Genomic DNA, 24,679 nt, shown 5'->3' with positions numbered 1-24,679 from the left:
AGCTCCGTTACCCCCTAAATAGAAGCTTCTTTTACATTTATTTCAGGCATAAAAAAACCGCCAGTTTGGCGGTTTTTTGAGTGCCGTAATAAAACGAATTAACGTTTTGAGAACTGTGGACGACGACGAGCTTTGCGCAGCCCCACTTTTTTACGTTCAACTTTACGAGCATCACGTGTTAATAAACCACGCTGACGAAGTGCTGAACGGTTCTCTTCACTGAAAACAACCAATGCACGTGAAATACCGTGACGAACCGCACCTGCTTGACCAGTCGTTCCACCACCTAATACCGTGATTGTTACATCAAATTTATCGACGCTTTCAGTTGCTTCTAAAGGCTGATTAATCACCATTAAGTCCGTTTCACGCGCAAAGTAATCTGCGACATCACGACCATTAACAGTGATTTTACCAGAGCCAGCACGCATGAATACACGAGCGACTGAGCTTTTACGACGACCTGTTCCGTAATATTGTTCTGTTGCCATTATCAAATTCCTCTTACAAGTCTAGTTCTTTAGGTTGTTGTGCAGTATGTGGGTGTTCAGCACCTGCATACACTTTTAGTTTTTTCAACATAGCACGGCCTAGAGGACCACGAGGCATCATACCTTTAATGGCGAACTCAACCGGACGAGTTGGCTTGTTCCCAACCAAAGTTTCAAAGTTGGTTGACTTTAAATTACCAACATACCCTGTTACATGGTGATACATTTTGTTTTTACGCTTATTACCAGTAACGGCAACTTTATCGGCGTTAATAACGATGACATAATCACCACAATCCACATGAGGTGTATATTCTGGCTTATGCTTTCCACGAAGGCGGGCAGCAATTTCTGCCGCCATACGACCCAAAGTTTTACCTTCGGCGTCTACAACATACCAGTCACGTTTAACTTCAGCTGGTTTTGCAACAAATGTTTTCATAACTTTGTCCTAAAATAAATAAATAATCCAACCAATTATTTGCTGAGATGACACTTTGCAAATAATCACTTACTGTTTAACGGGCAATAAGAAGGGGGTAAGGATTAAAGAGTGGGATTTTAGTGACTTCTGAATTAAAGTCAAGTATTTATAACGTTATTTCAAGGAATTCAGTTCTTGAGCAAATTGACAGGACTCATGCTGTAAGAACTTTTGCAGACGCTGCTCTATCGCTCGAAACTGTTCCAATACCCAAAGCCCTTCTTGGGTTAAAATGGTTCCTCCACCAGACTTTCCTCCTTGCGCCTTAATTACTAATGGCTGATTGAGCAACTGATTCATTTCATCAACCAATTTCCAGGCTTTCTTATAAGACATATTCATTGCTTTCGCCGCTTGATTAATCGAGCCCGTTTTCTGTATTTCTTCCAATAGCGTAATACGACCAATTCCGACATAAGATCCTGAATCGTCAGACAGCCAAAATCGCGCTCTTATCCTTTCAGAGTATGCTTCTCCTGGAAGTTTTGAGGAAGGGGTTTGTTTGGTATCTGAAGTTATGTGTGCTATTGATGTCATAAATAAATTTTACGCTCACTCCCAAGCTATAGACGATTTAAACAGGATTATTTCGTTATAATAGTCTGTGCAATTCTCAATAGTCAATGGAGATTAAAAAATGAATGTTGGAAGTTTAGATCGTTGGTTAAGAATTATTATTGGTGCGCTACTCATTACATTAGCGGCCACTAATACACTCGATGCGTGGGCCTATATCGGTGTCGTTCCATTATTTACAGGCTTACTAAAGTGGTGCCCACTGTACAGCCTACTGGGAATTCAAACCTGCCCACTTCATGAACAAGTTCAAAGATAATCAGTGAAGATTAAACAATACCGCTAGGTCTGGCGGTTTTGTTTTTTTACTCAAATCAATTCCAAGCTCAACCTTGAGGGTTTATGAAAAATCTTAACTCGTTAGACTTACCTCATCGTTATCAAGCCTCATTAAAAGACACAGAAACCCTCTGCGCTAAAACACTACGAGAGTTAAAAACAAAAAAAATCCCTCCAAACCCAATCTATTACACGCTCTTTTATGAATGGATCTCTCAAATTGATTCAGATCTTTCTGCCACCATTGCTGAAACACTCGAATTTGACAATTATGATGACGCCTCAGCGCAAATATTATTTAACATGCTGTGGTCGAAAGTTCTTGGTCAAAGTTTACAGGCAGAAACAACATCTGAAATACTCAATGAGCTACTAGACTCGTTTGACCATTGGTTACGAAGTCATGACCATCATTATCTAATCCTAAATGGGAAAATCGAAACATTGCATCAGTTTTTTTCAAAAGAAGACATATTGCAACATTTACAACAAGAAGTGCTTCCTAGCATCAAAGCATACCAAGACGATACATTTCAATTACACCAGCAAATCATTCAATCCCAGCAAGAAATAAAGCAATTGCAAACCGAACTAACAAAGGCAACGTCGCTAGCCAAAACCGATGAATTGACTAACATTCCCAATCGGCGCGGTTTTAATGAAAAAATCAAGGCAATGATCGACAATGCTAACACCCAACAACAAACTTTTAGCTTACTGCTGGCTGATATCGACCTGTTTAAAAATATTAATGATCAATTCGGGCACCTCATTGGCGATAGTATTCTTCGTTATCTAGCACGTTTACTTAAAAACCTCATTAAGGGTCAAGATTTTGTGGCGCGTGTAGGTGGTAAAGAATTTGCCATTGTTTTACCCGATACAAGTTACAGTGATGCACTCAAAGTTGCGAACAACATTCGCTCAAAAATTGCAGCCAAGCCACTACAAGCTAAAAGTAATTCACTTCCTATCCAGCTAACCGTATCGATTGGCGTCGCCATCTATCAACTTAATGAACCTTTTGAACAACTTTTTGATCGAGCTGACCGATGCCTGTATCAGGCTAAAGCAAACGGCAGACATCGGACTGTTGGAGAGGATGCACTTTAACAATGGGAAAGTCCCCCTCTCGAAAGTGTGCACTAAATCTAATCTCTGGGCAATTAGGTGCCGGTAAAACAACATTTTTACGTCAACTGCTAACCCAAAAACCACCCCAAGAACACTGGGTCATCTTGGTGAATGAATTTGGTGCTGTTGGCATTGATGGCGCCATTTTGAGTGAACAATCCCACACACAAATCCAACAGATTCCAGGCGGCTGCATCTGCTGTACATCCAAAGATGAACTCACCACCACGGTGCTGTCCATTTTAGACATACAAACCCCTGATCGAATTTTAATTGAACCAACAGGGCTGGGAGAACCTCAGAACTTGTTAGATATTTTTTTAGCGCCGGTTTTCGAAAATCAACTTGAAATTCAAACCTTATTTACCCTATTTGATGTTTCTGAAACCGATGTCCAAGAAATTAAAAGGCTTTCTATTTTACAAAGTCTAATCTCTATGGCCGATGTCATTATTCTCAATAAAACTGACTTAGCAGCTTCTGAAAAGGTACAGAGCGTTCAAAGCTATTTAGAAACGCTCTACCCACCTAAAACAGCCATTTTCACCACACAACAAGCCGTAATCGACAATCATCACCTAGAACATTCTCACTTTTATTCGGCTCAATTCACACGACAAGAAACACCATTTAAACTGGTCGCTGCCGAAGCGGTTCCACAGCCCCCCCTTCCAGATACAGGCGTCCTACTAACAGGCTGTCACACACGCCAAAGCCATCAAAATTTGAACACACAAGCCATCGGCTGGGTTTTTGACCATCAGGTTCAGTTTGATTGGAAAACATTACAAAGTTTATTTGGACTGCTTGCGAAAACGCCCAGTGTGATTTTACGTGCTAAAGGCGTTTTTAGAGTGGGCGATACGCCCCGAATGCTATTTCAACTGGTTAACCAAACTGTCAGTCGAGAGCTGATTGCTTACCGCAAGGATAGTCGCGTGGAAATCCTATTAAAAGCCAACCATGACTTTGATCTGGTCGAATTTGAACAGCACTTAGCAGCCTCAATAACCTCCCATAGCGCAACTTAACCTTGCTGCGCCATGAAGTCGCTGACAAGAACTTTATGCTTGTTGATGTTTCACAACCGTATGCCACTGCCAAATATAATACATCAATGGAATAACCAGCAGTGTTAATACGGTTGAAGACAAAGTGCCAAAAATTAACGATACGGCTAAGCCCCCAAATACTGGATCAGTAATCATTATCATTGAACCAAACATAATCGCTAAAGCCGTTAACAGAATTGGACGGAATCTGACTTTACCCGCTTCAATCACCGCATCTTTCAAAGACTTTCCTTCCGCACGATATTCTAAAATGAAGTCAATTAGCAGTAACGAATTACGAACTACGATTCCAGCTAACGCAATCACCCCAATCATCGACGTCGCAGTAAACGCTTGACCGGTTAACCAATGTCCAGGAAAAACCCCAATCATTGTCAAAGGGATCGCGCCCATCACAATCACCGGCATCATAAAGGATCGATAGTAGCCCACCAGCACTAAGTAGATGAAAATTAACGCCACGATAAAGGCACTGCCCATATCTCGAAACACATCCAATGTTAGGCGCATCTCTCCACCCCATAACAAAGAATAATTCATCACATCATCTGGTTGGGCTTCAACAAAGCCAAGGTTCGCCGTTTTAAAGGCAACTCCCGACTCTGGCAATCGAACACTATCCAGCATCGAATCTAAACTCAATACGGCATAAACTGGACTTGAGCGCAAGAGCTCGCCCCCGACCATCACCATTTGATGCTGATCTCGGCTAACAATCGGTTTCGCTTGGGTGACCTTTTGAATTTTGGCAAAGGTTGAAACCGGAACGGATGCTCCAGAACGAGATTGTACCGTTAATGACAATAACTGTTCTGGAACGGTTCTTTCCGAACGGGGTAAACGCACCATAATATTGACCGGTTCACGGACATTATCTAAATGCATATAACCGAGTTCATAGCCAGTAATGTAATCACGTAACATTTTTGCAACTTCTGCGGGTATAACACCGAGCAAATTGGCTTGCGTTCGATCAATATTGATTTGATAACTATCGGTGTTCACAGTCACGCTATCATCGATGTTGCGCAATCCATAGATTTCATCCATTTTAGCGCTAACTTCTTTCGCCGCCACGCGTAAAGTTTCATAATCAGGCCCATAGAGCTCTGCCATAATTTGTGTGGTCACAGGTGGTCCTGGCGGTGTTTCATAAATCTTAATGTTGGCCGTAGGCACCGCTATTCGCAATGATTTTAAACGTTCATCAAGCATCTGTACAATATCGTGTGACGATAAGGCTCGATCATGTTTGCTCACCAAATTCACTCGGATTTGCGCAAAATTTGAACCTTGCTTTATTAAATCCCCACGCACCAATGCGGCAAAGTCAATCGGTGCAGGCCGACCTAAATAAACCGAATAATCAGTCACAAACGGTATTTGAGCAATCACCGCATTGGTTTGACGCACAACGGCATCGGTCGCTTCTAATGCCGTTCCTTCTGGCATATCCACCTGCACTAAAAACGTCTCGGTATTGTCATAAGGCAACATCTTGACTTCAACCCCAGCTGAGTGCAACGGATTATTCATGCCATCGTCTCGCACGAACTGTAACGCCGGTTGCAGCATCGCCGCAATTAACGCGGCTAACACCGCAAATAAAAACACATTACGCTTAGTACGACTCTCCAACATCGGTACGATGGTCTTTTCATATAGTGTTTGCATCCAATCTTGTTTATTAACATGGTGTGCTTCTAGGCTTTCACGTTCACGCATTTCTTTAATGGCTTTTTTACCTAAGAAGCGATAGGACGCATAAGGCACCAAAATATAGGCAATCAACAAGGATGCCACCATAGCAACGGGGACATTAAAAGGAATCGGTGCCATAAAAGGCCCCATCATTCCAGTCACGAACAACATTGGAATAAAGGCCAAAATAACCGCAAACGTGGCGACATTGGTCGGGTTTCCAATTTCATTGGTTGCCTTAATCATTAATTCATCAAATTTTTCTGGGTCGAACCCATCATGAATATGGCGGTGTATATTTTCAATAACCACGATGGCCGCATCCACCAATAACCCTAAAGATAGAATCAACGCAAATAACGTGATACGGTTAATCGTCTGACCTGAAAGATAGCCAATAAACAACACCACAAACAAAATCAACGGCACCGTCAGCGTCACAATACCTGCTTCACGCCAACCTAAAAACAGCACTAAAATAACAATCACCGAAGCGACCGCAATGACCAAGTGCTCCATTAGTAGATTTACCGCAGCATTGGCTTTTTCTCCATCATTACGGGTTACTACCACATCAACATTCGCCGGTAACACGCTACGCTTTAACTCTGATATTTTTTCTAATACTGCATCGGCAACTACGACTGCGTTAGTGCCTGGTTTTTTAGCAATCGAAAGGGTCACGGCGGCTCTTTCACCTTTTGCCGAACGCAGATCTGCTTGCCCATAACCCAATCGAGTATCTTCATCAATCTCCATTGGCCCATCTTCAATCTGTGCAATATCTTTTAAATAGATTGGCCGACCCTTTGAAATGCCGATAATGATTTCGCCAACCTCTTCAGCGCTACCCAAGAAGCCATTGACTCGAACTGTCGAGCGTTCGTTGTTATTAACCAACGCGCCGACTGGCAACGACACATTACTGCCCTTTAACATCTTGCTAATTTGCTCAAGCGACATGCCCGTCAGAGCAATTTTTTGCGCATCTAACCAAACATTGACTGCTCGGCGTTGCCCACCGATCACTTCTGTAAAAGAGACGCCAGGAATATTACGAACACTCTCCACCAATTTCGTGGTGATATCCCTCAAATCATATCCAGAAAGTGAGTCGGATGTCACCGCCAAGGTCATTATCGGTACATCATCAACATTAATTGGCTTAATCAGCGGTTGCTGCGTATCCGGTGGCATCTTATCCATATTTTGCATCAGTTGGTTATAGAGCTTAACCAAACTATCCACCTGATTTTCACCCACATCAAATTGAACCGTTACCACCCCAAAATCATTAGATGCATAACCAAAGGTATGTTTCACACCCGGTAAGGCGCCCATAATAGTTTCTAGAGGTTTAACCACCATATTTTGAACTTCATTAGGCGTTGCCCCTCCTTTTGGCACAATAATATTCGCCGCTGGAACCACGATCTGTGGGTTATATTCTCTTGGCGTCACCACATAAGCTAAAATACCGGCTAAGGTCACGGCAATCATAATCATCATAGTGATTTTGGAGTGAATAAACCCTTTTGCCAGCTTGCCAGCGATATTCAAATTCATTGATGATTTTTGATCAGTGCTTGACATTACTTAGCTCCTTTAGACTCAGACGTCTTAGAAACAGGCACGATCTTGTCGCCATTTAAGATACTTTGGTTATTATCAATCACGATATTATCGCCCAAATTAACCCCAGCTTTGATTTCTACTTGATCCGCAATCGTTTCACCTAATCGAACCATGTGAAAATAGGCAACACCCTCTTTTATGACAAAGACCCCTTCTATTCCAGAACGATTCACAATCGCGGATTGGGGCACCATCATGGTTTGTCTTTCACCACGCTTAAACCCAACTCTGGCAAAGGTACCACTATTGACATTCACCACTGAAGGCAAACTCAGTTTAACGGTATGCGTACGTGATTTAGGATCTGCTGCACTCACTAACGCATAGATGGTTGCCATGATTGGTTCTGGCTGCCCATCCATACGAACTTCGGCTTCATCTCCATTGCGCAATACGGCAAAAAGATCTTCAGCAACTTGGGTACGAACACTTAAAGACGTCAGGTTCTCCAAAACGAGAACCGGATTTCCAGGAGCAGCCAGCGCCCCTGCAACTGCTAACTTCTCAACCACAACGCCATCAAAAGGCGCCTTTACATTGGCATAATTTAATTGTGATTTAGCTTGGTTTAATCCAGAACGCGCCGCGATCAAATTTTCTTTAGCGACTTTATACTGCAAAGAAACCTTATCAAATTGTTGTTTTGATACCGAATCGTCTTGGTAGAGTTTTGAAAAACGGTCGTAATCTAACTTTGCATCTTCCAATGCAGCCAACGCCTGCTGATAAGCGGACTGAGCTTGCAAAATTTGACTATTCACATCATTTGAATCAATTGAAAAAAGCAAATCACCCACTTTCACCTTTTGACCGACCCTGACATCAAAATCTTTGATATACCCCATTAAACGAGAGGCGATCTGCGCTTTCTGATCTGGCACCACCGCTCCCGCGACGGTTGCTTTCAGAGGAATGGTTCCCAATTTAACTTGATCAACGGGCGCTTCAATGATTTGAACCGAATGAACCGCAGCCGGTTCATTTTCAGGCGCTTGATTACAACCAACTACGCCAAAAACAATCAACCCAACAAACAATGATTTAGAAAAAGAGGTCATAGCATCACCTTTAACAATTAATTTAATGATTACAGCAATTGAAGTTACGTTTTAATTACAATTGATCCAAGCGCATAGTTCCTGTTTCTAATCTTAGCTTGGCTTTTTGAATATTCTGTTCATACAAAGACTGCACCAATTCAGCACGCGCTTTATCTAGCTGCGCTTGACTTGCAAGCACTTCAGTCATCGTCGCAATCCCACCTTTATAGCGTTTTAGAATCAATCGCTGGGCTTCTTCTGCTTGTTCAACGGCAAGCTGATGGGAGTAAACTTGTTTTTCGACCACCTGCAACGTTCTCCAAGCTTTTAGAATGGCATGACGAACTTGATTTTCTTGAGAACGAACGGCGGCTTTTTTCTCTGCCGTTGCCGCTGAAGCCCGATTTAATCGGTTATGGGTCAAACCAAAATCAGTCATTTTCCATGACAACACGCCAGCAACGGTATAAGACTGACTATCAAACCCTAGCCCTGAATCATTAAAATCCCCTCGTGCCATAATATTAAAGCTCGGACGTTGATCTGCTTTGACCACATCCATTTCAGCTTGGCTTGAACGCGCTTCTTCTCGCTTAGCATTTAATTGCGGGTTGGTCTGCATCCCCATCGTTAGCAAAGTTTCAAGTGATGCCTTTGGCAAGGTAACACTCATTCTATCACCCACCATAATGCTCTGATTCCCAGGGGTCGACATCAACATCTTCAAACTATCAAGTGCTAATTGTTCTTGCATTTTTGCCTGTTCAAAACTGGTTTTTGCCTGAGACAAGTGTACATTAGCACTCAACAATTCTGAACGAACCACAACGCCCTGCTCGACCAAATTGGCAGTCGTATCGACATAAGCTTGAGCCGCTTTAACGGCTTGTTCAGCCACCGCTACAAATGCCCGTGCCGTATGAACACCTTCATAGGCTTGATACACATTAAAGGTTAAAAATTGTTGAACGGCCTGTTCACCTTTTTTAGCCGCTTGAATCATTGCTTCAGCTTGTGATTGGTAGCCCGAAATCTTACCGCCATTCCAGACAGGAATTAAGATTTCCAAACGGGTGTTCAAGTCAGTGTGACTGCCAGGCGTGTTAAGATCTTTCGGTTCATAATTATAATTGCCGCTCATAAATTCGGAACTGGCCGTGGGATTAAAACCGAAATCGGCAAAAGAAGCTTGGCGCTGGTTAAGCTTCATACCAAAGACATTTAAAGCACTATTTGATTGGGAGGCCGTCATTGACGCAGTCACCTGTGGCAAACGGCTGGCATTCGCTTCCTTTAACGCATATTGCGCTTGCTCTAAGCGATATTGACTGACATCCATTTCAGGATTTTGACTTAAGGCCGTTTCGACACAAGTCTTAAAATCATAAGTGACAGGCGATGAAACCGCCTGCGACTCTGCAGCGAAAACTGAAAAAAGCAACCCCACAACCGATAGCGTATTTATTCTGTCAAATATTTTCATCACGACATCCTTAAACTGTTTTAAATGACCCTAACTGGATTTTGGCCATAACTCAAACTTATTTCACATATAAGAATTTTCTAATGTAATGGCATTATATATAAGCATTTTCTAATATTCAAGTTTTCTTGAGGTAGGATAGATAATAATTATGACTAAAAGTCAGCTTCATCCCTATCAATCTAATGATACGCCATCGCAATCACTTTTTTTAGCCAAACCAACTGCCCATGAAAAAAATGACTGGCTTCTGCTCGCCAATAGACATCCGGCTGTTTAGGTAAATGCCAAAGCCAATCCAAAACCTCCTTCGAATCGATAACCTCATCCTGCCCCCCCTGGATTAATACCCAAGGTACTTTAGGTGCAATTGATGAAAAATCCATCATCGACACAGGCGGTGCCACAGTGCATATCGCATCCGCTTTTAAGTGCTCAACTTGTTTGAGTGCAATATAACTGCCAAATGAAAACCCTGCCAAGGTTATATGGGACACACTTTCAGTCTGACGAAGCCATGTTACCAGTGACGCTAAATCCTGCTGTTCCCCTTCTCCACCATCATAATGACCTTCCGAAGCTTCAACCCCTCGAAAGTTATAACTCAAAGTGCCATAGCCTAAACGTTGAAAGGCGCGTTCTAGGGTCGTAATCACCTTGTTATTCATAGTACCGCCAAACTGAGGGTGCGGATGACTTAATACCACCCATTTAGCAGATGAAGAATGACCAGGCCTGGTCATTCTAATCTGGAGTTTGCCTGCGGCTCCGTCAATTAATTGCTTCATTTTCAGTCCTACTTTAAATGTAAATCTCGCCCTGTTTATGCAAAGTTGTCTTTGACTTGGTATTATAGAGGCGAACCAACTTCATATCACCTAGAGATCTCCATGAACCACCCAAATAAAACCTTGGTTATTGACGATGCCATCCCCTATGCTGAAGCCATTTTTTCCCCTCTTGGTCAAGTGATTCTCCGTCCTGGACGAGAAATTACGCGACAAGACCTTCAAAATGCAGATGCGCTGATTGTGCGTTCCCGCACCCAAGTGAATGCTAAGCTACTGGAGGGCACCTCAATTTCTTTTGTCGGCAGTACCGTTGTCGGTCTCGACCATATTGATCAACCGTACCTTAGACGAAAAGGCATTCCCTTTTATTCAGCGCAAGGGTGCAATGCGAATTCCGTAGCGGAATACATTATTACCAATCTCGTGAATCTTGCGTATACCAAAGAATTTTCTCTAGCTTCAAAAACCTTAGGCATTATTGGTGTCGGCCATGTCGGACAAGGCGTCGCTCAAAAAGCACAAGCTTTGGGCATGAAATGCTTATTAAATGACCCCCCGCGACAAAGACATACTGGCGACACTGGCTTTGTCGATTTAGAAACGGCGTTAACGGCTGATATTATTACCGTCCATACACCTTTAACAACTCAGTATGAGGCTGGTTCAGATGCCACGGTTGATCTTATTTCGGAGGAAAGACTGCGTCATATCACCCCACAACAAATCCTAATAAACGCAGCCCGAGGCGGCATTATTAATGAAGCTCAATGGTGTCAAACGCCAACCTTAGTCAATATTATTGACTGCTGGGAAAATGAACCGAATATTTCTCAAGAACTCTACAACGTGGCCAATATTGCAACGCCACACATTGCTGGCCACTCGCTAGATGCCAAAATTGCTGGCAGTGAAATGGTCTACCAATCTCTATGTAATCATTGGCAGATCTCGCCAAGTCAGTTATGGCGATCTCATTTACCCAGCGCCCCTGATCCGATTAAAATTGACTTCTCGGGGCACTTAGAAACCGATTTATATCAAACACTGCGGCACTGTTATCGTCCAGAAGAAGATGACCTAGCTCTTCGCAGTGGCTTGACAGAGGATTTTGAAAGCAATTACGAAAGTTACCGACGCCATTATCCCTTGCGACGCGAATGGCACCAACATTCCCTCTACAAAAGCCCATCCAAAAAATTCGATCAAACCTTACATCACTTAGGGTTTGAGCATTTCATGACTCCATAATATTATTAATTCGTAATCTTCATAAAATAAAATTATTAGGTCACAAAAAAATTGATTTTTATTTTATGCGCAACAGGGGTAACCTTGTCACTTGAAAATTGACTCAAATCAAGCGACTGATTCACAAATGTGCTTTTTACTGGATATCAGCCTTTGTGTCTCACTACCAAACAGCAACGGAGAAACTGAATGAAACTTACACAATTTTTTAAAGCCGCCTTTATCGCTGGTGCCATTACCACCCTTTCAGGGTGCGGCACTATGAATGCTATTGGTAACCTAGCCGATGGTGCTGGCGAGACCTTCATGCAAATCTGGGATAAGTGGGTTGCGGCAGATGGCGATATTGCCGAAGCTACCATGTGGGAAGTCAAGGTTGAAGAAGGCGTTGAACTGGCTGATGTCATTGATGCCATCAAAAATGTCGGCATTAACCGCAATATTAAAAATGTTGGCGAACTTCCTCTATCTGAAGAATTAGCTGCACGCGGAATTGAAGGGGGTGTCATTCACGTTATGTCATTCTGTAACCCTGAAACCGCGCGTAAAATGGTTGACTTCTCTCCAGCAATGGGAGGGTTCTTACCTTGTCGCGTCAATATCATCGAAAAAGAAGACGGCTTGCATATCTATACCATGAATATGGATATGGCAATCAAAATGGGTCGTAAAATGCCTGATGAGTTAAGAGAAGCCACGATGCAAGTTAGAGACACCATGTGGGAAATGCTGCAAAAAGGGAAATCTGGCGCTTTCTAAGACACGCCCTTTATCCCTAATTAACAAAGCCTGCAACTTGCAGGCTTTTTTGTTTGTGGTTGCTTCAAAAAACAGTGACCGACTCTGCTATCTGATTCATTTATATTAGGCTTTGCTTAAATAGAAAAAACCATCCCTAATATAAAATTATTCATTGCATGTACAAGAGTGCATGACACCTCTCGCCACAATGCATAAGTATACAACTGTTTTATAATAAAATCATACACTTATTTAATTTCTGTACCTATTTCGCCACTTAAATAAACAAAATTTCTCCTTATGAATCAATGTTATTGATGGAGATTTAAATAATTTTAATTATTCAATATCGATAAAGTTAGGCATAGTTTCAGTGTCTAATTCAGCCGCCGTCTACATTGCGCCTGAAAAACCTTATTGATTAACAATTAGAGAGATCTTTCAATGCAAAAATCAAAAATTGCTTTAGCCATCGCTTCACTCAGTTTTGTCTCAGGCATGGCTCATGCGACGAACGGCATGAACATGGAAGGCTACGGCCCAATTTCAACCGCTATGGGCGGAACGGCTCAAGCTTACAATAATGGCCTTGGCGGAATGATGAATAACCCTGCAACGATGGGGCACGGCTCAATCGAAGGTAACAAATTCCAAGTTGCACTGGGCTCTCTAAACCCAACAGTCAGCTCAACCCACGATCAATCTGGTGCCTCGACCGATTCAACCGGTGGTCCTTACATTATGCCTGGCATGGGATATGCTCAAAAGCGTAACGGATTTGTTTGGGGTGTTGGCGTAATGGGTCAAGGCGGCATGGGAACTGAATATGGTAAAGCAGGTGCGACTGGCCTATTTGCCGGTGGTCAAGACATGCAAAACAATGCCACAGCTTTAAGTGGTAAGGATGTCCGCTCAGAAGTATCAATCGGTCGTATCGTCGTGCCATTTGGTTACGAAGTGACCGACAAGCTAAACCTTGCTGCATCAATCGATTATGTCTGGGCAGGCATGGACATGCTGATGGATATGTCAGGCGCGCAATTTAGAGACCTAGCCTACACTAACCCAGGTACCGCACAGCAAGCACCAACCGGTAATGTTTCCGGCTCCATGTTTGATGGTGTAAACCAATCCTTTCAAAGTGCTCAGGGTGGCGGGGCTGGACTAACCAACATCAATTATGCCCGCTTTGAGTTTTCTGATAACAGTGACTTTACCGGTCAAGCAAAAGGCGCTGGATTTGGTGGCAAACTTGGATTTACCTTCGAAGTCTCACCAAAATTAACAATTGGTGGTTCCTATCACAATAAAACAGCTATCAGCGACCTAGAAGGCGATGCCTCTATGGTAATGGGAGTTGATCAAACTGATGGCACCACTGCCTACACAGATCAAACCATGACCGTCACAGGTAAAATCAAAGTTGTTGACTTCCAGTGGCCTTCGACATTTGGTATCGGTGCCTCCTACCGAGCAACCGATACGTTAACCATTAACGCCGACTTCAAGCGTATCTCTTGGTCAGATACCATGAAAAGTTTGAAAATGGCTTTTGTTGCTGATAGCTCTGCTGCTAATGGCAACTTTGCCAATGCAGCGATGAATGTCGAAATGGATCAAAACTGGGATGATCAAAATGTGATCATGGTTGGAGCACAGTGGAAAGCGCAGAAAAACCTTGCACTTCGTTTCGGGGCAAATATGGCCAACAACCCAGTCCCTAAAGAAACGCTAAACCCATTATTTCCTGCAACTATCGAAAACCACTATACCGCAGGGATTGGCTACGGCATGGGTAAAAACCACGTTATAGATGCCTCTATCGTCATGGCACCTGAAGTTAAGCAGACTTCTTCAGCAGGTGTGACATCAACCCACAGCCAAATGAACTGGCAGGTCATGTACACCTACAAGTGGAATGTGCAACGTAAAGCTGGATTTTAATCATACCCACCTGACTTTCGTCAATATAAAGCCTCTCATTTGAGAGGCTTTTTTATTTCTTTTCTGCTTAAAAACATTTCGAATCAATTTGAACCATTTTTAAAAAATGATGCATTTTTTTTGTGATACTATTCGCTAAAACAAGTCCTCACTATTTAACACCTTAATTCGACAACCCAAACAGCACAGAGGAATCAAAATGGCACGTGTTTTAATCGCAGGTTGTGGTCAACTAGGCAATCCACTCGGTCAAAATTTAATCAATCAAGGCCACGAGGTCTTTGGTATTCGCCGCAATCCTGACAAAGTCAGCTCGCCGATCCAGCCAATCGAAGCGGATCTTTTCGCTCCCTTGCCTGAATTACCGAACAATTTTGACTACGTTTACTATATTGTCTCAGCTAAAACCTATAATGACCTTGCCTATTACAAGGCCTATGTACTAGGACTGAAACACGTCATTGAAGCCCTTAAAAACCAAACCATCAAACGACTTTTTTTCGTCTCCAGCTCCTCTGTCTTTGGCCAAAGCGATGGCGAAAAGGTCACAGAAGAAAGCCTAGCAGAAGCCAAAAACTTTTCCAGTCGCCGACTTCTCGAAGGCGAAGAGGTTGCGCTGAATGCGCCTTTTCCTGCAACGATTATTCGATTTGGTGGCATTTATGGCCCTGGCAGAACCTACTTAATTGATATGGTGCAACAAGGCAAGGCCAACTGCATGGAAGATGTTTATAGCAACCGTATTCACTCTGATGATTGTATTGGAATTCTTGAACATTTGATGCAACTGACGAACCCTGACGTGCTTTATATTGGGGTCGATAATGAACCGGCGCTCACTTGTGATGTCTATGAATGGTTAGCAGAACAACTTTCTGTTGCCAGCGTTCACCATAGAGAGCCAACAGAAAACAGCCGCATGCAACGCAGTAACAAACGACTCTCTAATGCCAAAATCACTGCAACGGGTTATCAATTTAAATACCCCAGCTACCGAGAAGGCTACAGTGAAATGCTCGAAAACATGCCTTAAATCGATTAACCAAATAACACTCTTAACGCCACCTTTATGATTAAAAGTGGCAATCAAACATGGCCCTTCCAATCTCTTGCTCGCCGCTAGCACAACAATCTATAGCCAAAAGCACCTGCCCCAACTGACACCACCCCCAAATCCTCATTTCGGCATTTTTAAGCTGTATTCAGAATTTTGAAGTGACAATCAGTTGCAATCACTATCGACCTAACTTATAATTCAACCAATTAGTTGAATATATATTTAGGACAATTAAATGCCTCGTATCCATCACGGGATTCGTGCAAACCTACCGCAAATTAGCCAGCAACTCTTCCAAGTATTTCTAGTTGGACTAACCATTGGTATGACACGGACCCTTGTCCCAGGTTTGGCAGAAACGGAGTTTGGGCTTGCCGGACAGGCCTTTTTAAGCCTCTCCCTTTTTGTGGTCGTCTTTGGACTGGTGAAGGCCACTATGAATTTACTGGCTGGTCGCCTAAGCGACCAATATGGACGGCGATCTCTACTGATTTCAGGCTGGCTATTCGCCCTTCCTGTCCCACTACTGATCTTCTTTGCGCAATCTTGGTGGTGGATTATCTGGGCAATGGTGTTTTTGGGTATCAACCAAGGCTTATGTTGGTCGATGGCACTGAATAGCAAATTGGATTTAGCACATGCGCATCAAAAAGGGTTGATCAATGGGCTTAATGAATTTTCAGGTTACGCGGCGGTTGGCATCGCCGGTTGGGTAACCGCTGCTTTAGCTGACCACTATGGTTCACGCGAAGCCATACTGGGGTTTGGCTTAACGACTATTGGATTAGGATTAGGGCTGGCCATATGGAAGGTTATTGATACCCAGCGCTGGGCACAACGCCATCAACAAAACCATCAAAAGACGCTCAACAAAGATTCTCCCATGGAAACCGTCCCACTGAAAAAGATGATGGTTTCTGCCAGCTTAAAATACCCCCAATTAGTGGCGCTAAACCAAGCAGGCCTGGTCGAAAAATTCATCGATGCTCTCGTGTGGGTGTTTATGCCCATCTACTTACTCAATCAAGCCCAAACCTTGGTTCAAGCCAGTGCTATTATCGCTATTTATGGTGTAGTATGGGGCGCTTCTCAACTGATTACCGGTCCCTTATCCGATAAATGGGGCAGACGAGGCTTGATTGTTGGTGGTTTTTGGCTCTGCGCCTTCGCCAGTCTCGGATTTGTATGGGTTGAAACGCCCCTCGCTTGGTCAATCCTAGCCGGCATGATGGGCTTTGGCATGGCCATGCTTTACCCGACCTTAGGTGCCGCTGTTGCCGATATCAGCGAACCCAAGTCTCGTGCAAGTATTCTTGGCATTTATCGTTTCTGGCGAGATTTTGGCTATGCATTAGGCGCTTTATTAATGGGGGTTATCGCAATTTATACAGAATCGATTATTTGGCCTTTTTACTTTGTCGGAATAATGATGCTATTATCAGGTTTATGGGTTTTGATCGCTCTTAGTAAACCACACCCCATAAAACAGCTTACCGAAATGCAAAACGATTACTCTAACACCTAACCTCCAAGGAGAACTTATTATGAAAAAACGCATTTCTCTTTTTTCTTCTGCCGTGATGGCGATACAACTCTTGCTTGCTAGCACATGGGGCTATGCGGCAGAGTTTCAAGAAATCAAACAAAGCTACCAAAACCTAACGGTGAATGCCAAATTAATGATGGCTGATGACAAAACCTTTGCTAACCCCATGGTGTTACTCACCCACGGCACCTTAACTCACAATGAACGCTCTACCTATCAACAGCTTCAAAAAAACCTTGCTAATCAAGGCATCAGTTCTTTAGCGATTAACTTGTCGCTGGGATTGAATGATCGCAAAGGCGAATATGACTGTGCCTCGCCGCATACCCATAAACATACCGATGCTTTAAAAGAAATTGATTTTTGGCTGAAATGGCTAACATCAAAGGGTACAACGAAGGTGACACTGATGGGGCATTCGAGAGGCGGCAATCAAACGGCTTGGTATGCGGCTGAACAAGACAGTGACTTAATTAAAAATATCGTCTTAATTGCGCCCGCAACAGGAGAGCAGCAATCAGCCAGCGATTATGAACGCAAATATGGTAAACCCCTTGCAAAGGTTCTTGCCAAAGCAAAAGCCCTGATTGCGAAAAATCAAGGCGATGCCATGCTAAAAGAGACCGACTTTATCTATTGTAAAAAAGCACAGGTCACGGCAAGCGCTTTTGTGGATTATTATGAATCCAAACCTCAGTTTGACACGCCAACGCTGTTAGAAAAGATCAGCAAACCGACTCTGGTTATCATGGGAACCAACGATACCGTTGTGGCCGACCTGCCTGAAAAAATTCAGCCGTTAGCTGAAGCCGATAAAATTCAAACGCTGATGCTTGAAGATGCGGATCACTTCTTTTTAGATTTTGCCAATGAAGATATCGCCAGCGCCACTGCAGAATTTATGAGTGGCACGGATTAAAATAACAACGCAAGTAAGACCCGCCCCAACCGTTACTTTTTAGCGTTGGGGTCTTGCCATTCTCCGTCAATCACGTCACCCGGCTCTTGATTAGTTCGAACCACTTTAATTCGACGGGTAATTTGACCATCTTCTTGCTGCGCCCATTCCGCTTCATACACTTGCCCCTTTTGTCTTGCATACTGGGTTTGACGCTGGCGAATTAATTTAATTGCCAACCATTGTCTAAAAAAGGGCAATAGCAATAGAAAACCGAGCGCATCCGTGATTAAGCCAGGAACCAATAGTAAAACACCCCCGACAAAAATAAGTACCCCCTCAAACATTTCAACCGCAGGAACTTGACCTTGTGCCATATTGACTTGAGCTTTCTGCAAAGTGGATATCCCCTGATGCCGCATTAATCCTGCACCCAAGGCGGCCGTAAACAAAGTTAACAAAATCGTTGGCAAGGCACCGATTTCACTCCCAACCTGAATCAACACATACAGTTCCACCAACGGAACCACTAAAAACAGCACAAAAAATACTTTAAACATAACAACCCTTTTCATACACGCCCGTCAACTTAATCCACGCCATTCATTAAAAAAACAATTGTGCAACGATAAATGAATCTCATCTTTAAGTTTTGGTTAAGATTTATATCTTACTATACTATGACAACAAAACAGTTAAGATCAATGTCATTTAACACTTGAGGTTTTTTAATGAAAACACGTGCATTAAAATTTACTTTTTCACCCCCATTACTGGCTGCCATGCTATTGTTGCTGGCCGCCTTATTCAACCCTGGCTTAGTCAAAGCCGACAATGGTGCGATTGCTGATGCTTCTGCCTTAAATAAGATCGTCAATCAACATGAACAGCCAAAACTTCTGGACATAGATGATGCTTTTCAGCTGAAAACACAGACAGACAAACAAGGCCATTTAGTGCTCGACTTCGAGGTTGCTGAGGGTTATCACCTTTATCGAGATAAAATTAAGGCCAAGGTTAAGACTGGTTCAGCAACCTTGGGGGCTCTAGACCTACCGCATGCCATCTCCGCAAACGATCCTGTATTTGGGGATGTGATGGTTTATCATGGTGCCTTTCAAGTTCGTTTACCCATTTCAAATGTCGGCAATGACACGACGGTTGAAATTCGCTATCAAGGCTGTTCAGTCGAAGCAGGCGTTTGCTACCCACCCGTCAAAAAGAAAATTGCATTAGATCCAGCGGATTTTACAACGACATCTGCAACAGCTAATAACGCAACCACCTCAAGCGCAGCTGAAACAGAAACACAACAACCACTTTCAGAAACAGATCAAATTGCAAACAACCTTGAAACCGGTTCAATTTGGACCATTATCGGTAGTTTCTTCCTGATTGGTTTACTGCTATCGTTAACCCCTTGCGTTTTCCCAATGATTCCGATTCTTTCCAGTATCATTGTCGGACAAGGAGATCAACTCACCACCCGTCGCGCCTTTACTATGTCCTTGGTCTATGTGTTAGCGATGTCGGTCACCTATACTCTAGCGGGTGTATTTGCGGGACTGTTTGGTGAGAACTTACAAGCGCACTTCCAAAACCCATGGGTCATCGGAACCTTCTCACTCATCTTTATCATGCTGGCTTTCTCAATGTTCGGTTTCTATGAGCTTCAATTGCCTAGCAGTGTTCAATCTAAACTAACCAATATCTCTAACAAACAGCAAGGTGGTACGCTAACGGGTGTTGCCGTTATGGGCTTCCTATCTGCACTTATCGTTGGGCCTTGTATGGCACCACCGCTAGCAGGCTCTTTGATTTACATTGGTCAAACTGGGGATGCTTTATTAGGCGGTACCGCCTTATTTGCCATGAGTATTGGTATGGGCGTTCCACTCCTTCTACTAGGGACCTCTGCTGGTAAATTACTACCAAGAGCGGGCGCCTGGATGGATAACGTCAAAGCGATCTTTGGGGTAATGATGATTGGTGTGGCTATCTGGATGGCAGAGCGCATCCTTCCAGAATGGATCACTCTGGCAGCCTGGGCATCGCTATTAATTGGTTCCGCAATCTACTTAGGTGCGTTGGAATCGACAGCGGGCAAATCTGGTTGGGCAAAACTTGGCAAAAGTATCGGCATGATTCTATTCATCTATGGTACGGTCATGTTCGTTGGACTTGCTGGTGGTAGCAACTCGTATCTACAGCCACTGAAAGTATTCCAAGGAAGCGGGTCTGCTGGTTCAAGTGAATCTCATGCAGAGTTAAACTTCCAAAAGATCAGCACGGTTGATGAGCTGAATACGGAAATTGCCAAAGGCAACCCAATCATGCTCGACTTCTACGCCGACTGGTGTATTAGCTGTAAGGAAATGGAAAGCTTTACCTTCTCTGATCCAGCAGTACAAAAAGCGCTTAGCAACGTCACGCTATTACAAGCCGACGTGACAGATAATAATGCCAATGATAAAGCATTAATGAAAGCACTCGGCATTGTTGGGCCACCAGCCATCATGTTCTTTAATGAAGGTCAAGAGCAAAAAGCACAGCGTGTTGTCGGCTTCCAAAAACCGGATGTATTTTTAAACAACATTCAAAACGCTTATAAATAAGCGTTAGAACAGCAAAAACTTCCCCTCTCCTGCTAAAAATGACCAGGCCTGGTCATTTTTAGCAGACTTTTTTACCAAACCTTCCCTCTAACTAATAAATTAAAACTTCTTAACCACTTCAATACCGTTCGCGAATTTTCACGGCTTTTTTTGCACATTACCTATGACAAATTGCCACTTTAAGGTATAATTTTCAGCACTTTATTAAATTTCAGAACGTAACTCACTTGACTGTCAGTTAAACCAAGGACGCTTTATGGCAAATATTCTCGTCATCAATGGCCCTAATCTCAATTTACTCGGTAAGAGAGAACCCGAACACTATGGTCGCCAGTCACTAAGCGATATCATTGAATCGCTTGAAGTACTTGCAGATGATTATGAAGTGCGTCTTTTTAACTTCCAAAGCAATGCAGAACATGAAATTATTGAACGCATTCATAAGGCAATGAAAGACATTGATTTCATTATTTTTAACCCAGCTGCCTTCACTCATACTAGTGTGGCGATTCGCGATGCATTAAGCACTGTCAAAATTCCTTTTATAGAAGTGCACTTATCCAACATCCATCGTCGCGAACCCTTCCGCAACCATTCCTATTTTTCGGACATTGCCGAAGGCGTTATTGCTGGATTAGGTCCGATTGGATACCAATTGGCATTGGCTGCCGCCGTAGAAAAACTTAAATAACTGACTCAACTAATTTGAACCCCATAAACCTAACTGCTTAAAAGGAACCCAATCATGGATATTCGCTCAATTCGCAAGCTTATCGAAATCGTAGAACAATCAGATATCGCGGAAATCGAAATTAAGGAAGGTGAACATAATATTCGCATTACCCGTAGCAAAGAGCCTGTCATGATGCAAGCCCCTGCCCAAATGGCTTATCATGCGGCACCAGCCGCTGCGCCAGCCAGCGTACCAGCAGCAGAGACTGCTGCTCCGGCAGAAGCGGCACCGACAGAAGTTAGTGGTCATACGATTACCTCTCCAATGGTTGGAACTTTTTATAATGCCCCTTCTCCGGATGCCGACCCTTTTGTCAGTGTGGGTGATCAGGTTTCTGTAGGCGACACCTTATGCATTATCGAAGCAATGAAAATTATGAACCCGATTGAAGCGGATGTTTCAGGTACAATTAAAAAAATCATGACTCAAAATGCTGAACCCGTTGAGTTCGGACAAGCCTTATTCATCATCGAATAATCAAGCCATAGGAAACCTGATACATGATTGAAAAAATTCTAATTGCCAACCGAGGTGAAATTGCTTTACGGGTGCTCAGAGCTTGTAAGGAAATGGGCATCAAAACGGTTGCAGTACACTCTTCGGCCGATGCCAATCTTAAGCACGTATTACTCGCGGATGAATCGGTCTGTATTGGCCCAGCTGCTTCTACCGACAGTTACCTCAATGTCCCAGCCATTATTTCTGCGGCTGAAATCACGGATGCCGAAGCCATTCATCCTGGTTATGGCTTTTTATCGGAAAATGCCGATTTTGCAGAGCGCGTTGAAGAAAGTGGCTTTGTCTTTATGGGACCCAAAGCAGAAACCATTCGCATTATGGGTGACAAGGTTTCGGCCATTAGAGCAATGAAAGCCGCTGGTGTACCAACTGTTCCGGGTTCCGGTGGTCCTCTCGGCGACAACGACGATGAAAACAAACAATTAGCCAAAGAAATCGGCTATCCCATTATTATTAAAGCCTCGGGCGGCGGCGGCGGTCGTGGCATGCGCGTGGTGCATACTGAGTCCAATTTAATCAAATCCATTCAACTGACGAAATCTGAAGCAGGCAGCTTCTTCGGCAACCCAGAAGTTTATATGGAAAAATTCTTGGAAACTCCGCGCCATGTTGAAATTCAAGTTTTAGCTGACGGCCAAGGCAATGCCATCCACTTAGGTGAACGAGACTGCTCAATGCAACGTCGCCATCAAAAAGTAGTTGAAGAAGCGCCCGCGCCTGGCGTAACGGAAGAACAACGCAATCGAATTGGACAGGCTTGCGTCAATGCCTGTTTGGAAATTGGGTATCGCGGTGCGGGTACTTTTGAGTTCCTCTATGAAAATGGCGAGTTCTATTTCATCGAAATGAATACACGTCTTCAAGTAGAGCACCCGGTCACCGAACAAGTGACAGGGGTTGACCTTGTCAAAGCGCAGATAGAAATTGCTATGGGATTGCCTCTTCAAATCAAACAAGAAGATATTGTCATTCGCGGGCATGCCATCGAATGCCGCGTCAATGCCGAAAATCCTTCCAAAAACTTCACGCCATCACCGGGTAAAATTGAGCGTTTACATCTGGCTGGTGGTATCGGTGTGCGTTGGGACTCTCATATCTATACGGGCTATACAGTTCCGCCATACTATGATTCCATGATCGGTAAACTGATTTGTTACGGTCCAGACCGGGCGTCTGCCATAGCGCGTATGGACACGGCATTAGATGAACTGATTATCCAAGGGATCGACACCAATATTCGTTTACAGCGTGAGATCATGAATGACTTAGGATTTTGTGAAGGTGAACAAAACATTCACTACTTAGAGCATCGGCTCGAACACCTGATTTAATCCAACAATAAATCGGCCCCTTTTTGGGGCCTTTTGTTCTCCCTCTCTTTCAACCCCCTTGTTAGGATCTTGCCCATGGCCTGGATACAAATCAATATCACTGTCAATGAACCGCTTGCAGAACCGCTTTCAGATGTTTTTATGGAAGTCGGTGCGGTGTCAGTGACTTTTGCTGACGCCCAAGATAACCCGATTTATGAGCCGGAACTGGGAACCACCCCGATATGGCAACAAACTCGGGTCATCGCCCTATTTGACGCAGAGACTGATGCTAAAGCAATCATTTCTCAATTAACAGCACAAATGCCTGAATTACCTGAAAACGAGTTTCGAGTTGAACCCCTTGAAGATAAAGACTGGGTTCGCGCCTGGATGGATCAATTTAAACCCATGCAATTTGGCAATAACCTTTGGATCGTCCCCAGTTGGTGTGACGCTCCCGATGCCAATGCCGTCAATTTACTGCTTGATCCCGGCATGGCTTTCGGCACTGGCACCCACCCGACTACCGCACTCTGCTTAACCTGGCTTGATCAAAACCCACCCATCGACTTAAGCGTCATCGACTATGGCTGTGGTTCCGGCGTACTGGCACTGGCTGCTAAGAAACTAGGTGCCCAATCGGTACAAGGAACAGATATCGACCCTCAAGCCATTTTAGCCAGTCAACAAAATGCTGGGCGAAATCAGGCTGACATTCCCTTTAGCTTAGTTAAGGACTTTCAATCGTCGCCTGTTGACTGTCTGTTAGCCAACATCTTAGCTGGCCCCCTCAAAGAACTGGCCCCTGAGTTCAAACGCCTACTCAAACCCAATGGCACTTTGGTGCTTTCCGGCCTATTAGAACAGCAAGCAGATGAACTCATCGAGTTTTACCGAGCACAAGGCTTTTCATTAACGGGACAAAATACCTTAGACGATTGGGCACAACTCAGTTTTAGCCACGATGCTAACGCTGCTTAACCCAACACCGAATCAGCCAATGCAACCGACTCTTGCACTGGCACCCATGGCTGGCATTACCGATCGCGTATTTCGAGATATTTGTCGATCTGAAGGGGCCGATTATGCCGTTGCTGAAATGGTCGCTTCTCAAAAACAATTACGCCACTCACGTAAATCGGCCACCCGCCAAGCAGAACGCTCCGAGGCGTCGCCTCGCATTGTTCAATTACTCGGCACTGACCCAGATGAACTCGCTGAAGCGGCGCAATGGCAGGCTGAAATGGGGGCAGACATTATTGACTTTAATATGGGATGCCCTGCTAAAAAGGTCTGTGATGTTGCGGCTGGATCGGCCTTAATGGCAAATCCAGACCAAGCAGCCCAACTACTTGATGCCTTGGTCAATGCGGTTAAC

The 24,679-nt window shown here is 43.8% G+C and carries 23 protein-coding genes; 15 read left to right on the top strand and 8 right to left on the bottom strand.

Going from position 1 to position 24,679, the window contains the following annotated elements; translation table 11 throughout:
- Positions 1-98: 98 nt before the first annotated feature.
- The 3 genes from rpsI to CYQ88_RS02190 form a co-directional block, all read right to left on the bottom strand.
- On the bottom strand, positions 99-491 hold the full coding sequence (gene rpsI, locus CYQ88_RS02200) for a 30S ribosomal protein S9 (protein ID WP_101839715.1): 393 nt from the start codon (positions 489-491) through the stop codon (positions 99-101).
- 13 nt (positions 492-504) lie between these two features.
- Entirely contained in the window at positions 505-933 is a 429-nt protein-coding gene (gene rplM, locus CYQ88_RS02195) for a 50S ribosomal protein L13 (protein ID WP_101839714.1), read from the bottom strand.
- Between the two features lie 156 nt (positions 934-1,089).
- The gene (locus CYQ88_RS02190) at positions 1,090-1,512 is read right to left on the bottom strand and encodes a winged helix-turn-helix domain-containing protein (protein WP_101839713.1); all 423 of its coding nucleotides are present in this window, start codon (positions 1,510-1,512) and stop codon (positions 1,090-1,092) included.
- A 100-nt stretch (positions 1,513-1,612) separates the two neighbouring features.
- Here CYQ88_RS02190 and CYQ88_RS02185 point away from each other — a divergent pair, with 100 nt between their 5' ends.
- From CYQ88_RS02185 to CYQ88_RS02175, 3 genes are all read left to right on the top strand, one after another.
- The gene (locus CYQ88_RS02185) at positions 1,613-1,810 is read left to right on the top strand and encodes a DUF2892 domain-containing protein (RefSeq protein ID WP_101839712.1); all 198 of its coding nucleotides are present in this window, start codon (positions 1,613-1,615) and stop codon (positions 1,808-1,810) included.
- An 83-nt stretch (positions 1,811-1,893) separates the two neighbouring features.
- Positions 1,894-2,943, top strand: coding sequence for a GGDEF domain-containing protein (locus CYQ88_RS02180; RefSeq protein WP_101839711.1), 1,050 nt, complete (start codon positions 1,894-1,896; stop codon positions 2,941-2,943).
- Positions 2,944-2,945: 2 nt separating this feature from the next.
- On the top strand, positions 2,946-3,995 hold the full coding sequence (locus tag CYQ88_RS02175; RefSeq protein ID WP_101839710.1) for a GTP-binding protein: 1,050 nt from the start codon (positions 2,946-2,948) through the stop codon (positions 3,993-3,995).
- A 33-nt stretch (positions 3,996-4,028) separates the two neighbouring features.
- On the opposite strand, the gene CYQ88_RS02170 is transcribed toward CYQ88_RS02175, so the two are convergent.
- The 4 genes from CYQ88_RS02170 to CYQ88_RS02155 form a co-directional block, all read right to left on the bottom strand.
- The gene (locus tag CYQ88_RS02170) at positions 4,029-7,331 is read right to left on the bottom strand and encodes an efflux RND transporter permease subunit (protein ID WP_101839709.1); all 3,303 of its coding nucleotides are present in this window, start codon (positions 7,329-7,331) and stop codon (positions 4,029-4,031) included.
- The gene (locus tag CYQ88_RS02165) at positions 7,331-8,431 is read right to left on the bottom strand and encodes an efflux RND transporter periplasmic adaptor subunit (protein ID WP_101839708.1); all 1,101 of its coding nucleotides are present in this window, start codon (positions 8,429-8,431) and stop codon (positions 7,331-7,333) included. The genes CYQ88_RS02170 and CYQ88_RS02165 overlap by 1 nt, the downstream gene beginning before the upstream one ends.
- A 55-nt stretch (positions 8,432-8,486) precedes the next feature.
- On the bottom strand, positions 8,487-9,896 hold the full coding sequence (locus CYQ88_RS02160) for a TolC family protein (RefSeq protein ID WP_101839707.1): 1,410 nt from the start codon (positions 9,894-9,896) through the stop codon (positions 8,487-8,489).
- Positions 9,897-10,078: 182 nt separating this feature from the next.
- Positions 10,079-10,684, bottom strand: coding sequence for an alpha/beta hydrolase (locus CYQ88_RS02155; RefSeq protein ID WP_101839706.1), 606 nt, complete (start codon positions 10,682-10,684; stop codon positions 10,079-10,081).
- Between the two features lie 102 nt (positions 10,685-10,786).
- Here CYQ88_RS02155 and CYQ88_RS02150 point away from each other — a divergent pair, with 102 nt between their 5' ends.
- The 6 genes from CYQ88_RS02150 (at position 10,787) to CYQ88_RS02125 (ending at position 18,142) form a co-directional block, all read left to right on the top strand.
- On the top strand, positions 10,787-11,935 hold the full coding sequence (locus tag CYQ88_RS02150; RefSeq protein ID WP_101839705.1) for a 4-phosphoerythronate dehydrogenase: 1,149 nt from the start codon (positions 10,787-10,789) through the stop codon (positions 11,933-11,935).
- Between the two features lie 189 nt (positions 11,936-12,124).
- Entirely contained in the window at positions 12,125-12,694 is a 570-nt protein-coding gene (locus CYQ88_RS02145) for a DUF302 domain-containing protein (protein ID WP_101839704.1), read from the top strand.
- Between the two features lie 426 nt (positions 12,695-13,120).
- A complete protein-coding gene (locus CYQ88_RS02140) occupies positions 13,121-14,620 on the top strand; it encodes an OmpP1/FadL family transporter (protein ID WP_101839703.1) in 1,500 nt (499 codons plus the stop codon).
- 199 nt (positions 14,621-14,819) lie between these two features.
- Positions 14,820-15,653 (top strand): SDR family oxidoreductase, encoded by an 834-nt coding sequence (locus tag CYQ88_RS02135; protein WP_101839702.1) that lies wholly within the window; start codon positions 14,820-14,822, stop codon positions 15,651-15,653.
- Between the two features lie 259 nt (positions 15,654-15,912).
- The gene (locus CYQ88_RS02130) at positions 15,913-17,202 is read left to right on the top strand and encodes an MFS transporter (RefSeq protein WP_101839701.1); all 1,290 of its coding nucleotides are present in this window, start codon (positions 15,913-15,915) and stop codon (positions 17,200-17,202) included.
- A 19-nt stretch (positions 17,203-17,221) separates the two neighbouring features.
- Positions 17,222-18,142 (top strand): alpha/beta hydrolase, encoded by a 921-nt coding sequence (locus tag CYQ88_RS02125; protein ID WP_101839700.1) that lies wholly within the window; start codon positions 17,222-17,224, stop codon positions 18,140-18,142.
- Positions 18,143-18,174: 32 nt separating this feature from the next.
- Here the strand turns inward: CYQ88_RS02125 and CYQ88_RS02120 are convergent, their stop codons facing one another.
- On the bottom strand, positions 18,175-18,681 hold the full coding sequence (locus tag CYQ88_RS02120) for an FxsA family protein (RefSeq protein ID WP_101839699.1): 507 nt from the start codon (positions 18,679-18,681) through the stop codon (positions 18,175-18,177).
- Between the two features lie 171 nt (positions 18,682-18,852).
- Here CYQ88_RS02120 and CYQ88_RS02115 point away from each other — a divergent pair, with 171 nt between their 5' ends.
- The 6 genes from CYQ88_RS02115 to CYQ88_RS02090 all read left to right on the top strand — a co-directional run.
- Positions 18,853-20,736, top strand: a complete 1,884-nt coding sequence (locus CYQ88_RS02115; protein ID WP_101839698.1) for a protein-disulfide reductase DsbD — start codon at positions 18,853-18,855, stop codon at positions 20,734-20,736.
- A 256-nt stretch (positions 20,737-20,992) separates the two neighbouring features.
- Positions 20,993-21,427, top strand: coding sequence for a type II 3-dehydroquinate dehydratase (gene aroQ, locus CYQ88_RS02110; RefSeq protein WP_101839697.1), 435 nt, complete (start codon positions 20,993-20,995; stop codon positions 21,425-21,427).
- Between the two features lie 54 nt (positions 21,428-21,481).
- Positions 21,482-21,946 carry an acetyl-CoA carboxylase biotin carboxyl carrier protein gene (gene accB / locus CYQ88_RS02105; protein WP_101839696.1) on the top strand — a complete coding sequence of 155 codons (465 nt, stop codon included), beginning with the start codon at positions 21,482-21,484 and terminating at the stop codon, positions 21,944-21,946.
- Between the two features lie 23 nt (positions 21,947-21,969).
- Positions 21,970-23,319, top strand: coding sequence for an acetyl-CoA carboxylase biotin carboxylase subunit (gene accC / locus CYQ88_RS02100; RefSeq protein WP_101839695.1), 1,350 nt, complete (start codon positions 21,970-21,972; stop codon positions 23,317-23,319).
- Positions 23,320-23,394: 75 nt separating this feature from the next.
- Complete coding sequence (gene prmA / locus CYQ88_RS02095) at positions 23,395-24,282, top strand: 50S ribosomal protein L11 methyltransferase (RefSeq protein ID WP_101839694.1); 888 nt, start codon at positions 23,395-23,397, stop codon at positions 24,280-24,282.
- A gap of 19 nt (positions 24,283-24,301) precedes the next feature.
- On the top strand, positions 24,302-24,679 hold a 378-nt coding region (locus CYQ88_RS02090), incomplete at its 3' end, for a tRNA-dihydrouridine synthase family protein (RefSeq protein WP_233188786.1).

It is taken from the genome of Hydrogenovibrio sp. SC-1, assembly GCF_002848135.1.
Classification (GTDB): domain Bacteria; phylum Pseudomonadota; class Gammaproteobacteria; order Thiomicrospirales; family Thiomicrospiraceae; genus Hydrogenovibrio.
Note: the sequence above shows the minus strand (reverse complement) of the source record. Positions and strands in the feature narration are given on the sequence as shown.

Excerpts from the sequence above, each read along its gene's own strand:
- CYQ88_RS02120 (WP_101839699.1), bottom strand. The coding sequence starts at position 18,681 with ATGTTTAAAGTATTTTTTGTGCTGTTTTTAGTGGTTCCGTTGGTGGAA.
- CYQ88_RS02115 (WP_101839698.1), top strand. The coding sequence starts at position 18,853 with ATGAAAACACGTGCATTAAAATTTACTTTTTCACCCCCATTACTGGCT.
- CYQ88_RS02130 (WP_101839701.1), top strand. The coding sequence starts at position 15,913 with ATGCCTCGTATCCATCACGGGATTCGTGCAAACCTACCGCAAATTAGC.
- rplM (WP_101839714.1), bottom strand. The coding sequence starts at position 933 with ATGAAAACATTTGTTGCAAAACCAGCTGAAGTTAAACGTGACTGGTAT.
- CYQ88_RS02165 (WP_101839708.1), bottom strand. The coding sequence starts at position 8,431 with ATGACCTCTTTTTCTAAATCATTGTTTGTTGGGTTGATTGTTTTTGGC.
- CYQ88_RS02125 (WP_101839700.1), top strand. The coding sequence starts at position 17,222 with ATGAAAAAACGCATTTCTCTTTTTTCTTCTGCCGTGATGGCGATACAA.
- CYQ88_RS02160 (WP_101839707.1), bottom strand. The coding sequence starts at position 9,896 with ATGAAAATATTTGACAGAATAAATACGCTATCGGTTGTGGGGTTGCTT.
- CYQ88_RS02145 (WP_101839704.1), top strand. The coding sequence starts at position 12,125 with ATGAAACTTACACAATTTTTTAAAGCCGCCTTTATCGCTGGTGCCATT.
- CYQ88_RS02190 (WP_101839713.1), bottom strand. The coding sequence starts at position 1,512 with ATGACATCAATAGCACACATAACTTCAGATACCAAACAAACCCCTTCC.
- CYQ88_RS02175 (WP_101839710.1), top strand. The coding sequence starts at position 2,946 with ATGGGAAAGTCCCCCTCTCGAAAGTGTGCACTAAATCTAATCTCTGGG.
- CYQ88_RS02180 (WP_101839711.1), top strand. The coding sequence starts at position 1,894 with ATGAAAAATCTTAACTCGTTAGACTTACCTCATCGTTATCAAGCCTCA.
- CYQ88_RS02140 (WP_101839703.1), top strand. The coding sequence starts at position 13,121 with ATGCAAAAATCAAAAATTGCTTTAGCCATCGCTTCACTCAGTTTTGTC.
- prmA (WP_101839694.1), top strand. The coding sequence starts at position 23,395 with ATGGCCTGGATACAAATCAATATCACTGTCAATGAACCGCTTGCAGAA.
- CYQ88_RS02185 (WP_101839712.1), top strand. The coding sequence starts at position 1,613 with ATGAATGTTGGAAGTTTAGATCGTTGGTTAAGAATTATTATTGGTGCG.
- CYQ88_RS02135 (WP_101839702.1), top strand. The coding sequence starts at position 14,820 with ATGGCACGTGTTTTAATCGCAGGTTGTGGTCAACTAGGCAATCCACTC.
- CYQ88_RS02150 (WP_101839705.1), top strand. The coding sequence starts at position 10,787 with ATGAACCACCCAAATAAAACCTTGGTTATTGACGATGCCATCCCCTAT.
- aroQ (WP_101839697.1), top strand. The coding sequence starts at position 20,993 with ATGGCAAATATTCTCGTCATCAATGGCCCTAATCTCAATTTACTCGGT.
- rpsI (WP_101839715.1), bottom strand. The coding sequence starts at position 491 with ATGGCAACAGAACAATATTACGGAACAGGTCGTCGTAAAAGCTCAGTC.
- accB (WP_101839696.1), top strand. The coding sequence starts at position 21,482 with ATGGATATTCGCTCAATTCGCAAGCTTATCGAAATCGTAGAACAATCA.
- accC (WP_101839695.1), top strand. The coding sequence starts at position 21,970 with ATGATTGAAAAAATTCTAATTGCCAACCGAGGTGAAATTGCTTTACGG.
- CYQ88_RS02170 (WP_101839709.1), bottom strand. The coding sequence starts at position 7,331 with ATGTCAAGCACTGATCAAAAATCATCAATGAATTTGAATATCGCTGGC.
- CYQ88_RS02155 (WP_101839706.1), bottom strand. The coding sequence starts at position 10,684 with ATGAAGCAATTAATTGACGGAGCCGCAGGCAAACTCCAGATTAGAATG.